The organism is Allobosea sp. CS1GBMeth4 (genome assembly GCF_900185715.1).
In the GTDB taxonomy this organism is placed as follows: domain Bacteria; phylum Pseudomonadota; class Alphaproteobacteria; order Rhizobiales; family Beijerinckiaceae; genus Allobosea.
In genome coordinates this window covers 113,446-130,244 of the sequence record NZ_FYAS01000003.1, presented here as the reverse complement: position 1 = coordinate 130,244, position 16,799 = coordinate 113,446, and the positions used below count along the sequence as shown (strand labels likewise).

Here is a 16,799-nt window from a genome sequence, read left to right as displayed (position 1 = left end):
GACCGGTCGGAGCTTGTCCCTCGACCAGTCTTGCTATTGCGCGCGGTTCAGCGCGGCTATGACAGCGTCAGCAGCGCCTGCCGGAGGTCGACCGGGCCGGCGGCGTCGAGGCGGGCATCGAGCGCTTCATGCGTGCGCCGCCAGATCGGCAGGGCCCGCGCCAGCAGGGCAAGCCCCTCCGGCGTGATCGCCAGGAGCCGGCTGCGGCGGTCCTTCTCGCCTGCGGTCACGACGACGAGGCCGCGGCGCTCGAGCGGCTTCAGCGCCGCGGTCAGCGTGGTGCGGTCCAGGCCGAGCAGGTTGGCGACCGGGCCGATCGGCGGCGGCTCCGGCCGGTTCAGCGACATCAGCAGGGAGAATTGCTGGTTGGTCAGCTCGACAGGGCGCAGCGCCTCGTCGAAGAGCCGCGCCAGCGCCCGCGCCGCGCGCTGGACATGCAGGCACAGGCAATGGTCGCGCACATGCAGCGTGGTGGCGAAGGGGACGGAGTCGTGCGGGGCTTCAGGAGATTTTGACATCGTTCAGATATGTTGATATCAACAGAATGAATTTAGGCTGAGGGGCTGGATGCTGCAAGGAGGCGATGATGGAGCATCAGGTTGTTTCCCGGTCCGAATGGCTGGAGGCGCGCAAGGCCCTGCTCGCCCGCGAGAAGGCGCTCACACGCTTGCGGGACGAGGTCAATGCCGAGCGGCTGGCGCTGCCCTGGGTCAAGGTCGACGGGACCTACGTCTTCGACACGCAAGCGGGCAGGAGGACGCTCGCGGATCTGTTCGACGGCCGCAGCCAGCTCGTGATCTACCATTTCATGTTCGGGCCGGACTGGGAGGCGGGCTGTCCCGGCTGCTCCTTCATGGCCGACCATTTCGACGGCACGCTGGCGCATCTCAACCATCACGACGTCACGCTCGTCATGGTCTCGCGCGCGCCGCTCGCCAGGATCGAGGCCTACCGGGCGCGCATGGGCTGGGCGGTGCCCTGGGTCTCGTCCTTCGGCAGCGCGTTCAACCGCGACTATCACGTCTCCTTCAGCAAGGATGAGCTGGCCGAGGGCGCGGTGCTCTACAATTTCACGCGCACCCCGTCGGAGCAGGCGCATGACGAGCTGCCCGGCTTCAGCGCCTTCGTCCGCGACGAGGCCGGTGAGGTCTTCCACACCTACTCGTCCTATGCCCGCGGCGGCGAGGAGATGCTGACGACGCTGATGATCCTCGACCGCGCGCCGAAGGGCCGCAACGAGACCTCGACGCTGAGCTTCGTCAAGCGCCACGACGAATACGGCGACGAGCCGAAGGCTCACGCCTGCTGCGCCGCCTGAGCGCTGCGAGCCGGATCACGCGCATAGGGTCGGTGGGATGCCCGCTCCCGGCAGGGAACGGGCTTGGGGCGCGTGTTTTTCCGGTAGTCCGGCAGCCTGGCGTCATTGCGAGGAGCGGATGCGACGAAGCAATCCAGGTGCGGCAGAGCTCGACGTCCCACTGGATTGCTTAGCTGCGCTCGCAATGACAGCTAGCCCAGGGCGACCGTCGCCCGCCGCATGATCCCCGCCAGCTCCGGCGCGGGATCGAGCGTGCCGAAGACATAGCCCCAGTCGGCGTCGAGCCGCGACCGGCAGAACGTCTCGAACACCGCCTCGTCGGCATGCTTGCTCAGCTCCGACGCCTGCAGCGCATAGGCCATGAGATCGGCGAGGCGGCGGCCATGGCCGTCGTCGTTGCGCGGCTTCGCCGCTTCGTCGCCGAGCCGGTCGAGCCAGCGGTCGAGGGCGCGATTGGCGCCGCGCGCGGCGCCGACTTCGGTCATGAAGGCCTCCCTGGTGCGCGGCTCGCGGTTGAAGGCGCGCAGCACGTCCATGCACATCATGTTCGAGGTGCCCTCCCAGATCGCGTTGAGCGGAGCTTCGCGATAGAGCCGCGCCATCGGGTTCTCCTCGATGAAGCCGTTGCCGCCATGGCATTCCAGTGCCTCGACGACGAAGGCGGCGGCGCGCTTGCAGTTCCAGAACTTCGCCAGCGGCGTGGTGACGCGGGCGAGATGGCGCTCCTGCTCGCTCGTTTCCATCGCATCGGTCGCGGCGGCGACGCGGAAGGCCATCAGCGTCGAGGCTTCCGAGTCGATGGCGAGATCGGCGAGGATGTTGGTCATCATCGGCTGCTCGGCCAGCGCCGAGCCGAAGCCTCGGCGGGACTGGGCATGGTTCAGCGCCAGCGTCAGCGCCTGGCGCATCAGCCCGGCCGAACCGACGGCGAAATCGAGCCGCGTCAGATGGGCGTGGCTGAGGATTTCCTTGATGCCCGCCCCCTCCTCGCCGACCAGCCAGCCGAGGCAGTCGCGGAACTCGACCTCGGAGGAGGCGTTCGAGCGGTTGCCTGCCTTGTCCTTGAGGCGCTGGATCTGCAGCCGGTTGCGGCTGCCATCGGGCAGGAAGCCGGGGCAGAACAGGCAAGAGACCCCGCTTTCGGTCCGCGCCAGGGTGAAGAACCCGTCCGATTGCGGCACCGAGAAGAACTATTTGTGGCCGGTGATCAGATAGACCCGGCCCTCGCGCGTCTCCTCGAGGAAGCGCGCCGTGGTCTGGGTCTGGCGCAGGTCCGAGCCGCCCTGCTTCTCGGTCATCGCATAGCCGATGCTGGCGCCGGTCTTCTGCGCCACCGGCAGCGGACGCTTGTCGTAGCGCCCCGACGTGATCCTCTGCCGCCAGAGCGCGAACTCCGGCTGGGCGAGGCCGGGGAAGGCGGCATAGGTCATGCCCGTCGGGCAGCCGACGCCATGCTCGATCTGGTTCAAGAGATAGGACATCACCGCACGGGCGAGATGGCCGCTCGGCTGCGTCGTCGTCCAGGCGAGTGAGGGCACCTGATGGGCGAAGGCGAGGCCCATCAGCTCGTGCCAGGCCGGGTGGAACTCGACCCAGTCGACGCGATTGCCGTAGCGGTCATGTGTCCGGAGCTCCGGACCGTGGCGGTTGGCGAGGCGGGCGAGCTCCTGCACTTCGCCATCGCCGGCCTGGGCTCCGAGCGCGGCCGCCTTGTCCGCGACCCAGGCTGCGCCGCGCGCCACCACCCCCTGCAGCACCGCATCGCCGGAGAAGGCGTTCCACCCGGTGGCGGGCCGCGCCTGGTTGAGGACCTGATGGGTGGCGTGGGCGTGAATGGTCATTCCGCCGCCTCCTGCGTCGTCATGCGTTCAGGCACCTCGCAGCCGGTGACGCAGCAGCGGCCGGGCTGCTTGCTGACGCGCGAGCCGTCGGCGAGCACGCCGCGATCGAGCAGGCTCTCGACCAGCGCGACCTTGTCCATCACCGGATAGTTGCGCCAGATCTCGCGCTTCATCGCCTCGGGCGAGCCGCCGCCATGCAGCGAGATCACCGAATACCAGCCGGCCTCCTTGGAGACGGTGAGGTCCTCGATGAGGCGGGCGACCTCCACGCGCTGCTCATAGGGGATGTCCGGCCGCCCCGTGAGCACGGCCGCGAGCGAGGCCGAGGTCTCGGGATTGTGGTCCTCGTCCGGGCCGGGCAGGGCGACGACGAGGCCGCCGGAGACGTAATGGGCGATGCGGTGCATGTCGTAGATTCTGGTAGCCAGGAGCAGCTTGCCGATATTGGCGAAAACTGCGTCCGGCATCGCAACCCCCGAGGCGTCCTTCTGGCAGTAGACGGAGGCCGCGACGCCGCAGGCGAAGACGCTCTCGGTGATGGTGATCAGCTCGACCAGCTGCTCGCGGATATGGGCGTGCCTGTCGGCATCGAGGCCGTTGGCCTGGGTCATCAGCGCGCCGGCGCCGATCAGCAGGTCGCCGAAGCCGGCCCGGGCGGCGATGCAGCTATGGCGGTGATGGGTGGCGTAGCTGGTGGTGAGATAGCCGGCCTCCTCGGTCTCGCCGGCCATGAACACCCGGTCCCAGGGCACGAAGACGTCGTCGAACATCACCGCGCCGGTCGACTGCCCGTATTTCGCCGAGAACTTCGCCGCCGGATCGCCCGGCCGTCCGGCCGGGCGCGCCACGATGGTGATCCCTTCCGCATCGCAGGGCACGGCGCAGCACAGGGCGAAATCCTCGTCGCCCTTGGCGTGGGTGCGGCAGGGCATCACCAGGAACTCGTGGACGTAAGGCGCGCCGGTGACGATCGCCTTGGTGCCGCGGATGACGATGCCGTCCGGCCGGCGCTCCTTGATGTGGACGTAAGAATCGCGATTGGCCTGCAGGCCCGGCCGCCGCGAGCGGTCGCCCTTGGCGTCGGTCATCGCCACGCCGCAGGTCAGGTCCTCGTCCTGGATGCGGTGCATGTAGGCGAGGAAGCGATCGCGATAGTCGGTGCCGTGATTGGCGTCGGCCCGGGCCGTCGCCTGGAGGATGCCGTTGAAGGCGTCGTGCGTCAGATAGCGCTGGGCGCAGCCGGAGATCCGGCAGACCAGGCGCACCGCTTCGAGCTTGGCGAGGAGATCGCTGGAGGAGGCGTCGATATGGAGCATGCGGTTGACGGTCCGGCCGGAGGAGCCTTGCAGCGCCGTCATGATCGGCCGGCAGGCCTCGTCATGCGCGAGGTCGTAGGTCACGCCGATGCCGGCGATGCCCGGCAGCAGCAGGGGCGCATCGGCGACGCCCTCGATCCGTTGCCCGTTGACGAAGACGCGCGGACAATAGGCGCGCAGGGATTCGCGATAGCCGGCGGCGTCCATCAGCATGGCGGCCTCCTCCCGAGTGCTTGTCGTTGCGGCTAAAGTCGAACGGCGTTAGATTTTCGTCAAGTCAGTGGGAGCGGACCGACGGTGAGCGAGGGACAGGCGGGCCGGAAGCGCGGCCGCTACGCCGCGACGGAGGCCAAGCGCGAGGGCATCCTCGCCGCGGCGCGCACGGTCTTCGAGCGCGAGGGGCTGGAGGGCGCGTCGCTGCGGGCCATCGCGGCGCAGGCCGGCTACACGCCGGCGGCGCTCTATTTCCACTTCGATTCGAAGGAGGCGCTCTATGCCGAGGTGCTCGGCCGCTCGCTCGCCGCGCTGCAGGCGGCGGTCGATGCGGCCGTCGCGACCGCAGGCACCCCGGCCGAGCGCTTTCGCGCCGCCGCGCTCGCCTTCTTCGATTTCTATGCGGAGAACCCGCGCGATCTCGATCTCGGCTTCTACCTGTTCCGGGGCGGCATGCGCCCGCATGGCCTCGGCCGCGAGCGCGACAGGGCGCTGAACGAGGCGCTGGAGGCGGCGCTCGCGCCGGTCCGGGACGCCGCGCTCGCCCTGGGCGCCGATGCGGCGCGGGCCGGCTTGATCACCGCCGATGCCTTCGCCCATGCTGCCGGCGTGCTGTTGCTGGCGCATACCCGGCGCATCCGCATGTTCGGCGCCTCGCCGCGTGCGCTGATGGAGCGCCATCTGGAAACCGAGCTCGACCGGCTGTCGCGGAGGTGAGTGCGATGCATCTGATGAATGCCAGGCGGGCCCGTCTCGTCGTCATCGATTTCCAGGCCCGTCTGATGCCGGCGATCCATGACGGGCCGCGCCTGCTCGCCAATGCCGTCAGGCTCGTCGAGGCGGCGAGGCTCCTCGACGTGCCGATCGTGATGACGGAGCAGAATCCCGCCGGGCTCGGCGCGACGGTTCCCGAGCTCGCCGGGGCCGCGCCGGCGATCGCCAAGATGAGCTTCGATTCCTGCGCTGCTCCCGCCTTTCTCGACGCCATCGCCGGCGACGACGACCTCATCCTCTGCGGCTGCGAGGCGCATGTCTGCGTCGGCCAGACCGCGCTCTCCCTGCTCGAATACAAGCGCCGCGTGCTCGTGGTGCAGGACGCGGTCGGCTCGCGCGCGCCCGAAAGCAAGGAGGTCGGCCTGCGCCGGCTGGAGCGGAACGGCGCGGAGATCGTCACCACTGAGATGGTGGTATTCGAATGGCTGCGCACCGCCGAGCATCCCCAGTTCCGCGCCGCGGCGAGGTTGATCCGGTAATCCCGCTCCGTCCTGCCAGGTGCCGGTCGCGGGGCCATGGCGTGCGGGCGGCCGTTCCGGCGGAAAGCCGGCGGGAGACATGATTCGCGGCGAGGGAACCGCGCGACGCCGGCCACAGTTTCACGAAGTTGTCGGTTTACGGATGCGGCACCGAGGCTGATCATCCAGCGGCCGACACCGAAAGGAGACGCCGATGCTGCGCCGATCATTCCTGAAATTCGGCATTGCCGGCCTTGCCGCACCGAATCTCGTCCTGCGCAGCGCGCGCGCGACCGGGCAGCCGCAGCCCGGCAACCCGTTCATCGTCACCTATTTCGAGGTGCCGGAGATCAAGGGCTCGCGCGACGTGACCGATGCCGGCGACGGCACCATCTGGGTCTGCGGCCAGCGCAACGGCGTGCTCGGCCGCTTCGACCCGCGCACCGGGCAGACCCAGGTGATCCCGCTCGGCGACGGCGCCGCCCCGCATGGCGTGGTGCGTGGGCCGGACGGTGCCGCCTGGGTCACCGAGGGCGGCCAGAACGCCATCGCCCGCGTCGACGACAAGACCTTCAAGGTCGATCTGTTCAGGCTGCCCCAGGGGCGCGAGCGCGCCAATCTCAACACGCCGGTCTTCGACAAGGCCGGCATCCTCTGGTTCACCGGCCAGAACGGCATCGTCGGCCGGCTCGAGCCGGCATCGGGCAAGATGGAGATCTTCGATGCGCCGCGCGGCGCCGGCCCTTATGGCATGACGCGCACGCCCGCGGGCGAGATCTGGTTCGCCTCGCTCGCCGGCAACTACATCGCCCGGATCAACACGCAGACCGCAGCCTTCACCGTGGTCGATCCGCCGACCGAGGGGCAGGGCGCGCGTCGCGTCTGGTCGGATTCGAAGAACCGGATCTGGGTCAGCGAATGGAACTCGGGCCAGGTCTCGTCCTACGATCCCGAGAGCGGCAGCTGGAAGGGCTGGAAGCTGCCCGGCCAGAAGCCGCGGACCTATTCGGTCTATGTCGACGACGCCGACAAGGTCTGGCTCACCGATTTCGCCCTCAACAGCATCGTCCGCTTCGACCCGCTGAGCGAGGAGTTCAACAGCTTCCCGAGCGACCGGCCGGGCGCCAATGTCCGGCAGATGGACGGGCGCACCGGCGAGGCCTGGGGCGGCGAGAGCGGCACCAACCGGCTGGTGCGCATCCAGACGGTGAAGCCGGCGTGAGGGCACCGCTCGCGGCGCTTGTCGCGCTGGCCTCGGCCCTGGCCGCCCGGGCCGATGCGCAGGAGCCGGCCGGGGCCGTCGTCTTCCGGGCCTGCCAGGCCTGCCACAGCCTCGATCCCGCCAGGCCCGGCATGGCCGGCCCGCATCTCGCCGGGCTGAACGGGCGCCCGCTCGGCGCGGCGGCCGGCTTCGACTATTCGCCGGCGTTCAGGGCCGCGCAGGCGCGCGGGCTGGTCTGGAACAGGGACCGCCTCATCGCCTATCTCGCCGACCCCGATGCCGTCGTGCCCGGCGGCTGGATGAGCCCGCCCGCCGGGCTGGGCCAGGCGGATCGGGCGGCCGTGGCGGACTATCTGCTCGGCCGGTAGCCGCGCCTCACAGCGGCTTCCTGATCCATTTCGCGACGAGGCCGAGGATGCCCTCGCGGAAGAGCAGGACGCAGGCGACGAAGATCACGCCCTGCACTACGGTGACCCAGGCCCCGAGCGTCGCCAGGAAATTCTGCATGGAGACGATGACCAGCGCCCCGACGATCGGGCCGAAGACGGTGCCGAGTCCGCCGACCAGCGTCATCAGCACGACTTCGCCGGACATCGACCAGTGCACGTCGGTGAGCGAGGCGAGCTGGAAGACGATCGCCTTGGTGGCGCCGGCGAGCCCGGCGAGCCCGGCCGAGAGCACGAAGACGGCGAGCTTGTAGCGGTTGGCGCGGTAGCCGAGCGAGATGGCGCGCGGTTCGTTGTCGCGGATCGCCTTGCAGACCTGTCCGAAGGGCGAATGGATGATGCGATAGATCAGCAGCAGCCCGCCGAGGAAGATCGCGGCGACGAGCCAATAGAGCGTGCGGTCGTCGGCGAGGCTGACGAGTCCGAGCAGCTTGCCGCGCGGCACCGCCTGGATGCCGTCCTCGCCGCCGGTGAAGCGCGGCGTCTGCAGCGAGAAGAAGAAGGCCATCTGCGCCAGCGCCAGCGTGATCATGGCGAAGTAGATGCCCTGGCGGCGGATGGCGAGCGAGCCGAAGGCCAGGCCGAGGATCGCCGCGACCCCGGTGCCGGCGACGATGGCGAGCTCGGGCGTCAGGCCCCAATGCTTGGCCGTATAGGCGCTGACATAGCTCGCCATGCCGAAATAGGCGGCGTGGCCGAAGGAGAGCAGGCCGCCATAGCCGAGCAGCAGGTTGAAGGCGAGCGCGAACAGCGCGAAGCACAGGACCTTCATCACGAAGACGGGATAGGCGACGAAGGGCGCTATCGCGAGCACGACGGCGATGCCGATGAACAGGTTGCGATGCAGCCGGGCGGTGCTGTCGTCGGTCTCGGCGATGGCGAGGCCGGCGGCGGAAGCGTCGGTGGAAGCGATGTCTGCCATCTTCAACTCCTCGCGAGGGCGGCGGCGCTCACGCGGCCCGCCCGAACAGGCCGGCCGGCTTCACCAGGAGCACGATCGCCATGATGATGAAGATCACGGTCGCCGAGGCTTCCGGATAGAACACCTTGGTCAGGCCTTCGACGAGGCCGAGCGAGAAGCCGGTGACGATCGCGCCCATGATCGAGCCCATGCCGCCGATCACCACCACCGCGAAGACGACGATGATCAGGTCGGCGCCCATGTTCGGATTGACCGAATAGATCGGCGCCGCCAGCACGCCGGCGAAGGCGGCGAGCGCGACGCCGAAGCCGTAGGTCAGCGTCACCAGCAGCGGTACGTTGATGCCGAAGGCCTGGGTCAGCGTCGGGTTCTCGGTGGCGGCGCGCAGGTAGGAGCCGAGCTTGGTCTTCTCGATCATGAACCAGGTGGCGAGACAGACGATGAGCGAGGCGATGACCACCCAGCCGCGATAGGTCGGCAGGAACATGAAGCCGAGATTGGTGCCGCCACGCAGCTCGGCCGGGATCTGGTAGGGCAGGCCCGACGAGCCGTACTGGTTGCGGAACAGGCCCTGGATGATCAGCGCCAGGCCGAAGGTCAGCAGCAGGCCGTAGAGATGGTCGACATGGGCGATGCGCTTCAACAGGAAGCGCTCGATCACCACGCCGCTGGCGCCGACGACGATCGGCGCCAGCAGCAGCGCCGCCCAATAGTTGATGCCGAGATAGTTCAGGCACATCCAGGCGACGAAGGCGCCCATCATGTACTGGGCGCCATGGGTGAAGTTGATGATGTTGAGCAGCCCGAAGATCACCGCCAGCCCGAGGCTGAGGATCGCGTAGAACGAGCCGTTGATCAGGCCGAGCAGGAGCTGACCGAACAGGGCCTGCGGCGGGACACCCAAGAGCTCGAACATGCGATCGACCGTTCCGTGAAAGCTGGTCCGGGGCCGCCTCGGCCCCGGCAGAGTGCGTCGTGTCGGCTGGCTTGCCCGGCCGTCACTTCTTGACGAGCGGGCACTCGCTCTCGGAAAGCGGCTTGAAAGCCTCGTCGGCCTTCAGCATCGCGACCTGCTTGTAATAGTCCCAGGGCCCCTTCGATTCCGACGGCTTCTTGACCTCGAACAGATACATGTCGTGCATCTTGCGGCCGTCGGCACGGACGGAGCCCTTGCCGAAGAGCGGGTCGTCGGTCGGCATCTCCTTCATCTTGGCCATCACCGCCGCCGGGTCCTTGCCCTTGGTGGCCTCGACCGCCTTGAGATAGTGCAGCAGGCCGGCATAGACGCCGGCCTGAATCATCGAAGGCTTCTTGCCGCCGGCCAGCTTGGCGTAGCGGTCCGACCAGGCGCGGGTCTGGTCGTTCAGATCCCAGTAGAAGGATTCGGTCAGGACCAGGCCCTGCGCCGTCTGCAGGCCGAGCGCATGCACGTCGTTGATGAAGACGAGCAGCCCGCCGAGCTTCTGCCCGCCGGCGACGATGCCGAACTCGCCGGCCTGCTTGATCGAGTTGATCGTGTCGCCGCCGGCATTGGCGAGGCCGACGACCTTGGCCTTGGAGGCCTGCGCCTGCAGCAGGAAGGAGGAGAAGTCGGTGCCCGGGAAGGGGGTGCGGACCGCGCCGAGGACCTTGCCGCCGGCCTTGGTCACGACGGCGGCCGTGTCGCGCTCGAGCGCGTGGCCGAAGGCATAGTCGGCGGTCAGGAAGAACCAGCTGTCGCCGCCGGCCTTGACCATGGCACCGCCGGTGCCCTGGGCAAGCGCATAGGTGTCGTAGGTCCAGTGCACCGTGTTGGGCGAGCAGGCCTTGCCGGTCAGATCGGAGGAGGCCGCGCCGGAGTTGATGTGGATCTTGTTCTTCTCGCGGGTGATCTGGTTGATCGCCAGCGCGACCGAGGAGGTCGGCACGTCCATGATCACGTCGACGCCGTCCTGATCGTACCACTGCCGGGCGATGGTCGAGCCGACATCGGGCTTGTTCTGATGGTCGGCCGAGACGATCTCGACCTTGAGGCCCTTCTCGGCCGCCTTGAAGTCCTCGACCGCGAGGCGCGCGGCGATCACCGAGCCCTCGCCGGTGATGTCGGAGTAGAGGCCGGAGCGGTCGTTGAGCACGCCGATCTTGACCGAGAGCTGCTGCGCCAGCGCCGGGGCCGCCATCAGCGCGCCGAGCGCCGTGGCCGCGAGCAATGTCCTGAGCTTCATGTCTTCTCTCCCTGGGAAATCTCTGCCTGGCTTGCGGTTCTTGTTGGACGCCGTGCCTCACACTCCGAGATAGCCGTGGAGCTTGTCGATATTGGCGTCGAGCTCTGCGTTCGGGATCATGTCGATGACCTTGCCCTGCTCGACGACGTAATGGCGGTCGGCGACGGTCTGGGCGAAGCGGAAGTTCTGCTCGACCAGGACGATGGTGAAGCCCTGGTTCTTCAGCATGCGGATCGTGGCGCCGATCTGGTCGATGATGACCGGCGCGAGCCCCTCGGTCGGCTCGTCGAGCAGCAGCAGGTTGGCCCCGGTGCGCAGGATGCGCCCGATCGCCAGCATCTGCTGCTCGCCGCCGGAGAGCTTCGTGCCCTGGCTGCGCAGCCGCTCCTTGAGGTTGGGGAAGAGCGTGAAGATCTGCTGGGTCGAGAGCCCGCCCGGCTTCACCTGCGGCGGCAGCATCAGGTTCTCCTCGACCGAGAGGGTCGAGTAGATGCCGCGCTCCTCCGGCACATAGCCGATGCCGAGCCGCGCGATCGCGCGCGAGGGCAGCTGGATCGTCTCCTGCCCGGCGAAGGTGACCGAGCCCCTGCGCTTGCCGATCACGCCCATGATCGATTTCAGCGTCGTGGTCTTGCCGGCGCCGTTGCGGCCGAGCAGCGTCACCACCTCGCCCTCGCCGACATCGAGGTTGATGCCGTGCAGGACATGGCTCTCGCCATACCAGGCCTCGAGGCCGCGCACCGCCAGCAACGGCGCGCCGGGCGCGGCCGCGGCCGGGCGCTCCACCGTTCCGGCGGCGGTCTCAGTGACCATGGCCGACCCCCGATCCGATATAGGCCTCGACCACGCGCGGATCCTTCGAGACGGTGGCGTAGTCGCCCTCGGCCAGGACCTGGCCGCGGGCGAGCACGGTGATGCGGTCGCAGAGCGAGGCGACCACGGACAGGTTGTGCTCCACCATCAGGATGGTGCGGTCCTTCGAGACCTTGCGGATCAGCGCCTCGATGCGCTCGATATCCTCGCGGCCCATCCCGGCCATCGGCTCGTCGAGCAGCAGCATCTCCGGGTCGAGCGCGAGCGTCGTCGCGATCTCCAGCGCGCGCTTGCGGCCATAGGAGAGCTCGCCGGCCGGCAGCTCGGCGAAGGCCGAGAGCCCGACCGCGTCGACGAGGCCCAGCGCCTCGGCGTCGAGCGAGCCGAGCACCTTCTCCGAGCGCCAGAAATCGAAGCTGTCGCCACGCTTGCGCTGCAGCGCGACGCGGACATTGGTCTTGACCGAGAGCTGCGGAAACACGGCCGAGATCTGGAATGAGCGCACCAGGCCGAGCCGCGCGATCTCCGCCGGCTTCTCTCGCGTGATGTCGCGCCCATTGTAGACGATCTGCCCCCGTGTCGGCGGCAGGAACTTCGTCAGCAGGTTGAAGCAGGTCGTCTTGCCTGCTCCGTTGGGACCGATCAGGGCATGAATCGATCCGCGTTTGACCTTCAGATCGACGCTGTTGACGGCAGTGAAGCCGGCAAATTGCTTCGTCAGGCCTGATGTCGACAGAATAATATCCTCAGACATCCACCCTTAACCTTGGCCATTTTTGGTTTGTTCGTTTCCCCGGGCGGCATGCTGCACCGCGCATATCGACCATGTCAACGGCGCGGGCGTGCGCGGACCGGCTGCGCCCGCCAGCGGGGCCGGCGTCGTTAGACGAAAGACTTACGCCGAACGGGCTGTCGGCCCTGGCCTTGGGCTCAAGGCGCGGGAGGGGCCACGGCGGCGGCAAAGACGGTGGCGATCTCGCGCAGGCGGAGCAGATACTGCTCGCAGGAGGGCAGCTCGCCATATTTCGCCCCGGCCGTGGCACGCAGCAGGGTCGCGATCAGCGTGTCGAGCGGCAGTCCGCTGCGCGCGATGGCGATCTCGCCACGCCCATCGGCCTCCTCGAACAGGCGGCGGGCGAAGCCGACGAAGATCGCCTCGAACGCGGCCAGCTCCGCCCCCGCGATGCTGAGCATCACCGCCTTGAGCTCGCCGAGATGCTCGCCGGCCCCGAGCGCGCCGAAGGCAGTGCCGTGATGGGCCTCGAGCAGCGCTTCCAGCCGCTTGCCGAAAGGCGCCCGCATCGCGAGGACCTCGCGGCAACGTGTTTCGACACGCTGGCCGAGGCCGGCGAGCATGGCCCGGAAGACATCGTCCTTGCCTTTGAAATGGAGGTAGAGCGTGGCGCGAGCGACGCCGGCCTCGCGCGCGATGTCGTCCATCGAGCTGCGCTTGTAGCCGTAGCGGGCGAAACGGCGCAGGGCCGCTTCCGCGATCTGCTCGATGCGGCCCTTGCCGTCCTCGCCGGACGTGGCGGCGCTGTCGTTCACGTCGCTCATCGCAGTCTTGACAAAATCCAAACTGTCGGCGACCATCCTAACTAGACTCAAATTGTCTAACTCGTCTAGTCGTGCGACCCCAGACGACGGATCGCCCGCCCGGTTCCGACCTGTCGGAAACGGGCCCGGCGTCGCGATCTCGAAACCGCCTCGCTTGATATCAGGCGCGGCGCGAACTTCGAAATCGAAAACGACGCCGGAAAGCCCGAGAGGCTCCAGAGTTTCGCTTCGGACATCCGCCCGACCTCGGTCGGCGGCGGAGTTCGGAATCGGATGCTGCGAGCAAGCCTCGATCCGGCGACCATGGTGCCGCGCGGCGTCCAGCCATCCCGCGAGGCCGCCATGGTTCATTCGATCAACGTCAACGGAACGACGCACCGCGTCGATGTCGACGACGACACCCCGCTTCTCTGGGTCCTGCGCGACAATCTCGGCCTGACCGGCACCAAATTCGGCTGCGGAGTCGCCCAATGCGGCGCCTGCACCGTCTACATGGACGGCCAGCCCTTGCGCTCCTGCTCGCTGCCGGTCTCGGCCGTCGGCGATGCCAGGATCACCACCATCGAGGCGCTTGCCGGCAAGGAGGCCGAGGCCGTTCAGGCGGCCTGGGTCAAGCATGACGTGCCGCAATGCGGCTATTGCCAGTCAGGCCAGGTGATGAGCGCGATCGCGCTGCTCAAGGAGATCCGCAAGCCGACCGACCGCGACATCGATCTCGCCATGACCGGCAATCTCTGCCGCTGCACCACCTATGTGCGCATCCGCGCCGCGATCCACGACGCCGCACGCACCTTGGAGGGCTGAGCCATGACCGCGCACGACATCTCGCTTTCGCGCCGCAACCTGCTCAAGGGCGCCGGCGCCCTCGTCATCGGGCTCAGCCTGCCGCAGGCCGGCCGGGCGCAATCCGGCGCCGCGCAGGTCTTCAGCCCCGGCGGCGCCGCCGCCTTCGCGCCGAACGCCTTCGTCCGGATCGCTGCCGACGACACGGTCACGGTGCTGGTCAAGCATATCGAGTTCGGCCAGGGCCCGTTCACCGGCCTCGCCACGCTCGTCGCCGAGGAGCTCGACGCCGACTGGGGCCAGATGCGGGCCGAGCACGCTCCGGCCGACGCCAAGCTCTACGCCAACCTCGCCTTCGGCATCCAGGGCACCGGCGGCTCCACCGCGATCGCCAATTCCTTCGAGCAGATGCGCAGGGCCGGCGCCACGGCGCGCGCCATGCTGGTGCAGGCGGCGGCGCAGGCCTGGAAGGTTCCGGCGGCCGAGATCACGGTCGAGAGGGGCGTGCTGAAGCACGCTTCCGGCAAGCAGGGCCGTTTCGGCGAGTTCGCCGAGGCCGCCTCCAGGCTGCAGGCCCCGGCCGAGGTCCCGCTCAAGGATCCCGCTCGGTTCAAACTGATCGGCAAGGACGGCACGACCCCCCGCCTCGACAGCCTCGGCAAGTCGACCGGCAAGGCGCAGTTCACCATCGACATCCGCACGCCGGACATGCTGACCGTGGTCGTCGCCCGGCCGCCGCGCTTCGGTGGCAAGGTCGCCTCCTTCGACGCCACCGAGGCCAGGAAGGTCAAGGGCGTCGTCGACGTCAGGCAGATTCCGTCCGGTGTCGCCGTCTATGCCACCGGGACCTGGCCGGCGCTGAAGGGCCGCGAGGCGCTGAAGGTCGCCTGGGACGAGAGCGGCGCCGAGACGCGGGGCAGCCGCGAACTGATCGCCGAGTATCGCAGGCTCGCGCGCACGGAGGGCACCGTCGCCGGCCGGCATGGCGACGCCGAAGCGGTGCTCGCCAGGGCCGACAAGGTGATCGAGGCCGAGTTCGTCTTCCCCTATCTGGCCCACGCGCCGATGGAGCCGCTCGACGGCTATCTCGAATGGAACGGGCAGGGTGCGCTCGCGCGGCTCGGCAGCCAGCTCCAGACCATCGACCACCAGGTCATCGCCAAGGTGCTCGGCCTCGGTCCGGAAAAGGTCCGGGTCGAGACCCTGCTCGGCGGCGGGAGCTTCGGGCGCCGGGCGCAGCCGACCTCCGAGCTCGCGGCCGAGCTCGCCGAGGCGGCGAAGGCGATCGGGCCGAACCGTCCGGTCAAGCTGGTGCGCACCCGCGAGGACGACCTCTCCGGCGGCTATTACCGCCCGCTCTTCCTGCACCGCATGCGCGGCGTGCTGAAGGATGGCAGGATCACCGCCTGGAGCGCCGCGATCGTCGGCCAGTCCTTCCTGAAGGGCTCGCCCTTCGAGGCGATGATCAAGGACGGGGTCGATCCGGTGATGGTCGAGGGCGCCAGCGAGCTGCCCTACGAGATCGCCGATTTTCGTTGCGATCTGCACACGGTCGATGTCGGCGTGCCGACCCTCTGGTGGCGCTCGGTCGGCCACACCCATACCGGCTACGCGGTCGAGTGCTTCGTCGACCGGCTGCTGCAGGAGGCCGGGCAGGATCCGGTCGCGGGGCGGCTCGCCCTGATGGGCAAGCAGCAGCGCCTCGCCACTGTGCTCAAGGCGGTGGCGGACCTGGCGAAATGGAACGGGCCGGGCCCGGTCGGCGGCCGGGCCCGCGGTGTCGGCGTGGTCGAGAGCTTCGGCTCCTATGTCGCGCAGATCGCCGAGGTCTCGCTCGGCGAGGGCGGCGAACCCAAGGTGCACAAGGTCTGGTGCGCCATCGATTGCGGGGTCGCGGTCAATCCCGACATCATCCGGGCGCAGATCGAGGGTGGTATCGGCTTCGGGCTCGGCCATGTCCTCTATGGCGAGCTGACGCTCGACCAGGGCCGGCCGGTCCAGACCAATTTCGACAGCTACCGCTCGCTGCGCATCAACGAGATGCCGGAGATCGAGGTCGCGATCGTGCCCTCGAGCGAGAAGCCGACCGGCGTCGGCGAGCCCGGCGTGCCGCCGATCGGCCCGGCGGTCGCCAACGCGCTGGCGCGGCTCGGGCGCGAGCGGCCGCTCTCGTTGCCGATGGTCGGGGGAAGCGTGTGATGCCGGGGCGGGCCGGCGCTGCCGCGGCCGCGGCACTGCTGCTCGGCGCGGCATCCGCGCTGGCGCAGTCGGCGCCGGCGCCGCAGCCGGGCGCCGATCTGCGTCCGGCGTCGAGCTTCGCCGGCATCGCCGATCAGCGCGACCGCTCGGTCGCGCTGTTCAACGAGATCGGCAAGGTGCTGCTGCATCCGCGCTGCGTGAACTGTCATCCGGCAACGGAGCGGCCGCGCCAGGGCGATGCGCGGCGGCTGCATCAGCCGATGGTGGTGCGCGGCAAGGACGGGCATGGCGCGCCGGGCCTCGCCTGCGCCACCTGCCACGGCAAGCAGAATTTCGACCCGGCCGGCATCCCTGGCGACGGTCACTGGGCACTCGCCCCGGCCGCGATGGCCTGGGAAGGCAGGACGCTCGGCCAGATCTGCGAGCAGCTCAAGGACCTGAACCGCAATGGCAGCCGCGACCTCGCGGCGATCGTCAGGCATGTCACCGCCGACACGCTGGTGCTCTGGGGCTGGAATCCCGGCAAAGGCCGCGAACCGGCGCCGGGCACGAATGCGCAGTTCGGCGAATTGATGCAGGCCTGGGTCGATAGCGGGGCGGCCTGCCCGGCGGTGTAGGCGCTGCCGTCATTGCGAGCGCAGCGAAGCAATCCAGGAGGACCTGGCGCTGCGCCCTGCCACTCCTGGATTGCTTCGTCGCTACGTTCCTCGCAATGACGGGAAGGGCCGGCAAG

General features: G+C 68.8%; 18 protein-coding genes. 8 read left to right on the top strand and 10 right to left on the bottom strand.

Translation table 11 applies throughout. From position 1 onward, the window contains the following. Window positions 1–56: 56 nt before the first annotated feature. The gene (locus CS1GBM4_RS01965) at window positions 57–518 is read right to left on the bottom strand and encodes a MarR family transcriptional regulator (RefSeq protein ID WP_186417001.1); all 462 of its coding nucleotides are present in this window, start codon (window positions 516–518) and stop codon (window positions 57–59) included. A gap of 68 nt (window positions 519–586) precedes the next feature. On the opposite strand from CS1GBM4_RS01965, the gene CS1GBM4_RS01960 reads away from it, so the two are divergent. Next, on the top strand, window positions 587–1,318 hold the full coding sequence (locus tag CS1GBM4_RS01960) for a thioredoxin family protein (protein WP_186417000.1): 732 nt from the start codon (window positions 587–589) through the stop codon (window positions 1,316–1,318). Between the two features lie 191 nt (window positions 1,319–1,509). Here CS1GBM4_RS01960 and CS1GBM4_RS24415 read toward each other — a convergent pair whose 3' ends face one another. Genes CS1GBM4_RS24415 through CS1GBM4_RS01950 form a run of 3 tightly spaced genes read right to left on the bottom strand, consistent with a single transcriptional unit; the run spans window position 1,510 to window position 4,688 of the window. Continuing rightward, the gene (locus CS1GBM4_RS24415) at window positions 1,510–2,499 is read right to left on the bottom strand and encodes an acyl-CoA dehydrogenase family protein (RefSeq protein WP_210201514.1); all 990 of its coding nucleotides are present in this window, start codon (window positions 2,497–2,499) and stop codon (window positions 1,510–1,512) included. Between the two features lie 9 nt (window positions 2,500–2,508). Then, window positions 2,509–3,159, bottom strand: coding sequence for a hypothetical protein (locus tag CS1GBM4_RS24410; protein WP_210201513.1), 651 nt, complete (start codon window positions 3,157–3,159; stop codon window positions 2,509–2,511). After that, window positions 3,156–4,688 (bottom strand): 4-hydroxyphenylacetate 3-hydroxylase N-terminal domain-containing protein, encoded by a 1,533-nt coding sequence (locus CS1GBM4_RS01950; RefSeq protein ID WP_186416999.1) that lies wholly within the window; start codon window positions 4,686–4,688, stop codon window positions 3,156–3,158. The genes CS1GBM4_RS24410 and CS1GBM4_RS01950 overlap by 4 nt, the downstream gene beginning before the upstream one ends. 84 nt (window positions 4,689–4,772) lie before the next feature. Between CS1GBM4_RS01950 and CS1GBM4_RS01945 the strand changes: the two genes are divergently transcribed. The 4 genes from CS1GBM4_RS01945 to CS1GBM4_RS01930 all read left to right on the top strand — a co-directional run bounded on the left by CS1GBM4_RS01945 (window position 4,773) and on the right by CS1GBM4_RS01930 (window position 7,510). Continuing rightward, a complete protein-coding gene (locus tag CS1GBM4_RS01945) occupies window positions 4,773–5,405 on the top strand; it encodes a TetR/AcrR family transcriptional regulator (RefSeq protein WP_186416998.1) in 633 nt (210 codons plus the stop codon). Window positions 5,406–5,410: 5 nt separating this feature from the next. Further along, window positions 5,411–5,941 (top strand): hydrolase, encoded by a 531-nt coding sequence (locus CS1GBM4_RS01940; RefSeq protein WP_186416997.1) that lies wholly within the window; start codon window positions 5,411–5,413, stop codon window positions 5,939–5,941. 193 nt (window positions 5,942–6,134) lie between these two features. Next, window positions 6,135–7,142: a lyase gene (locus CS1GBM4_RS01935; protein WP_186416996.1), complete on the top strand. Its 1,008-nt coding sequence runs from the start codon at window positions 6,135–6,137 to the stop codon at window positions 7,140–7,142. Beyond that, window positions 7,139–7,510, top strand: a complete 372-nt coding sequence (locus CS1GBM4_RS01930; RefSeq protein ID WP_186416995.1) for a c-type cytochrome — start codon at window positions 7,139–7,141, stop codon at window positions 7,508–7,510. The genes CS1GBM4_RS01935 and CS1GBM4_RS01930 overlap by 4 nt, the downstream gene beginning before the upstream one ends. Before the next feature lie 7 nt (window positions 7,511–7,517). On the opposite strand, the gene CS1GBM4_RS01925 is transcribed toward CS1GBM4_RS01930, so the two are convergent. The 6 genes from CS1GBM4_RS01925 to CS1GBM4_RS01900 form a co-directional block, all read right to left on the bottom strand. Beyond that, entirely contained in the window at window positions 7,518–8,510 is a 993-nt protein-coding gene (locus tag CS1GBM4_RS01925; RefSeq protein WP_186416994.1) for a branched-chain amino acid ABC transporter permease, read from the bottom strand. A gap of 28 nt (window positions 8,511–8,538) precedes the next feature. Further along, complete coding sequence (locus tag CS1GBM4_RS01920; RefSeq protein WP_186416993.1) at window positions 8,539–9,426, bottom strand: branched-chain amino acid ABC transporter permease; 888 nt, start codon at window positions 9,424–9,426, stop codon at window positions 8,539–8,541. 82 nt (window positions 9,427–9,508) lie between these two features. Beyond that, window positions 9,509–10,714, bottom strand: coding sequence for an ABC transporter substrate-binding protein (locus CS1GBM4_RS01915; protein ID WP_186416992.1), 1,206 nt, complete (start codon window positions 10,712–10,714; stop codon window positions 9,509–9,511). 57 nt (window positions 10,715–10,771) lie between these two features. Continuing rightward, complete coding sequence (locus CS1GBM4_RS01910; protein ID WP_186416991.1) at window positions 10,772–11,527, bottom strand: ABC transporter ATP-binding protein; 756 nt, start codon at window positions 11,525–11,527, stop codon at window positions 10,772–10,774. After that, window positions 11,517–12,281 carry an ABC transporter ATP-binding protein gene (locus CS1GBM4_RS01905; RefSeq protein WP_186416990.1) on the bottom strand — a complete coding sequence of 255 codons (765 nt, stop codon included), beginning with the start codon at window positions 12,279–12,281 and terminating at the stop codon, window positions 11,517–11,519. Before CS1GBM4_RS01905 ends, CS1GBM4_RS01910 begins: the two co-directional genes overlap by 11 nt. 176 nt (window positions 12,282–12,457) lie before the next feature. Further along, on the bottom strand, window positions 12,458–13,435 hold the full coding sequence (locus tag CS1GBM4_RS01900) for a TetR/AcrR family transcriptional regulator (protein ID WP_186416989.1): 978 nt from the start codon (window positions 13,433–13,435) through the stop codon (window positions 12,458–12,460). Between CS1GBM4_RS01900 and CS1GBM4_RS01895 the strand changes: the two genes are divergently transcribed. The 3 genes from CS1GBM4_RS01895 to CS1GBM4_RS01885 are packed head-to-tail and all read left to right on the top strand — an operon-like array spanning window position 13,427 to window position 16,683. Further along, entirely contained in the window at window positions 13,427–13,888 is a 462-nt protein-coding gene (locus CS1GBM4_RS01895) for a (2Fe-2S)-binding protein (RefSeq protein WP_186416988.1), read from the top strand. The genes CS1GBM4_RS01900 and CS1GBM4_RS01895 overlap by 9 nt on opposite strands. 3 nt (window positions 13,889–13,891) lie before the next feature. After that, window positions 13,892–16,066 (top strand): xanthine dehydrogenase family protein molybdopterin-binding subunit, encoded by a 2,175-nt coding sequence (locus CS1GBM4_RS01890; protein WP_186416987.1) that lies wholly within the window; start codon window positions 13,892–13,894, stop codon window positions 16,064–16,066. After that, window positions 16,066–16,683 (top strand): Isoquinoline 1-oxidoreductase subunit, encoded by a 618-nt coding sequence (locus tag CS1GBM4_RS01885; protein ID WP_186416986.1) that lies wholly within the window; start codon window positions 16,066–16,068, stop codon window positions 16,681–16,683. The genes CS1GBM4_RS01890 and CS1GBM4_RS01885 overlap by 1 nt, the downstream gene beginning before the upstream one ends. The last annotated feature ends 116 nt before the right edge of the window (window positions 16,684–16,799 follow it).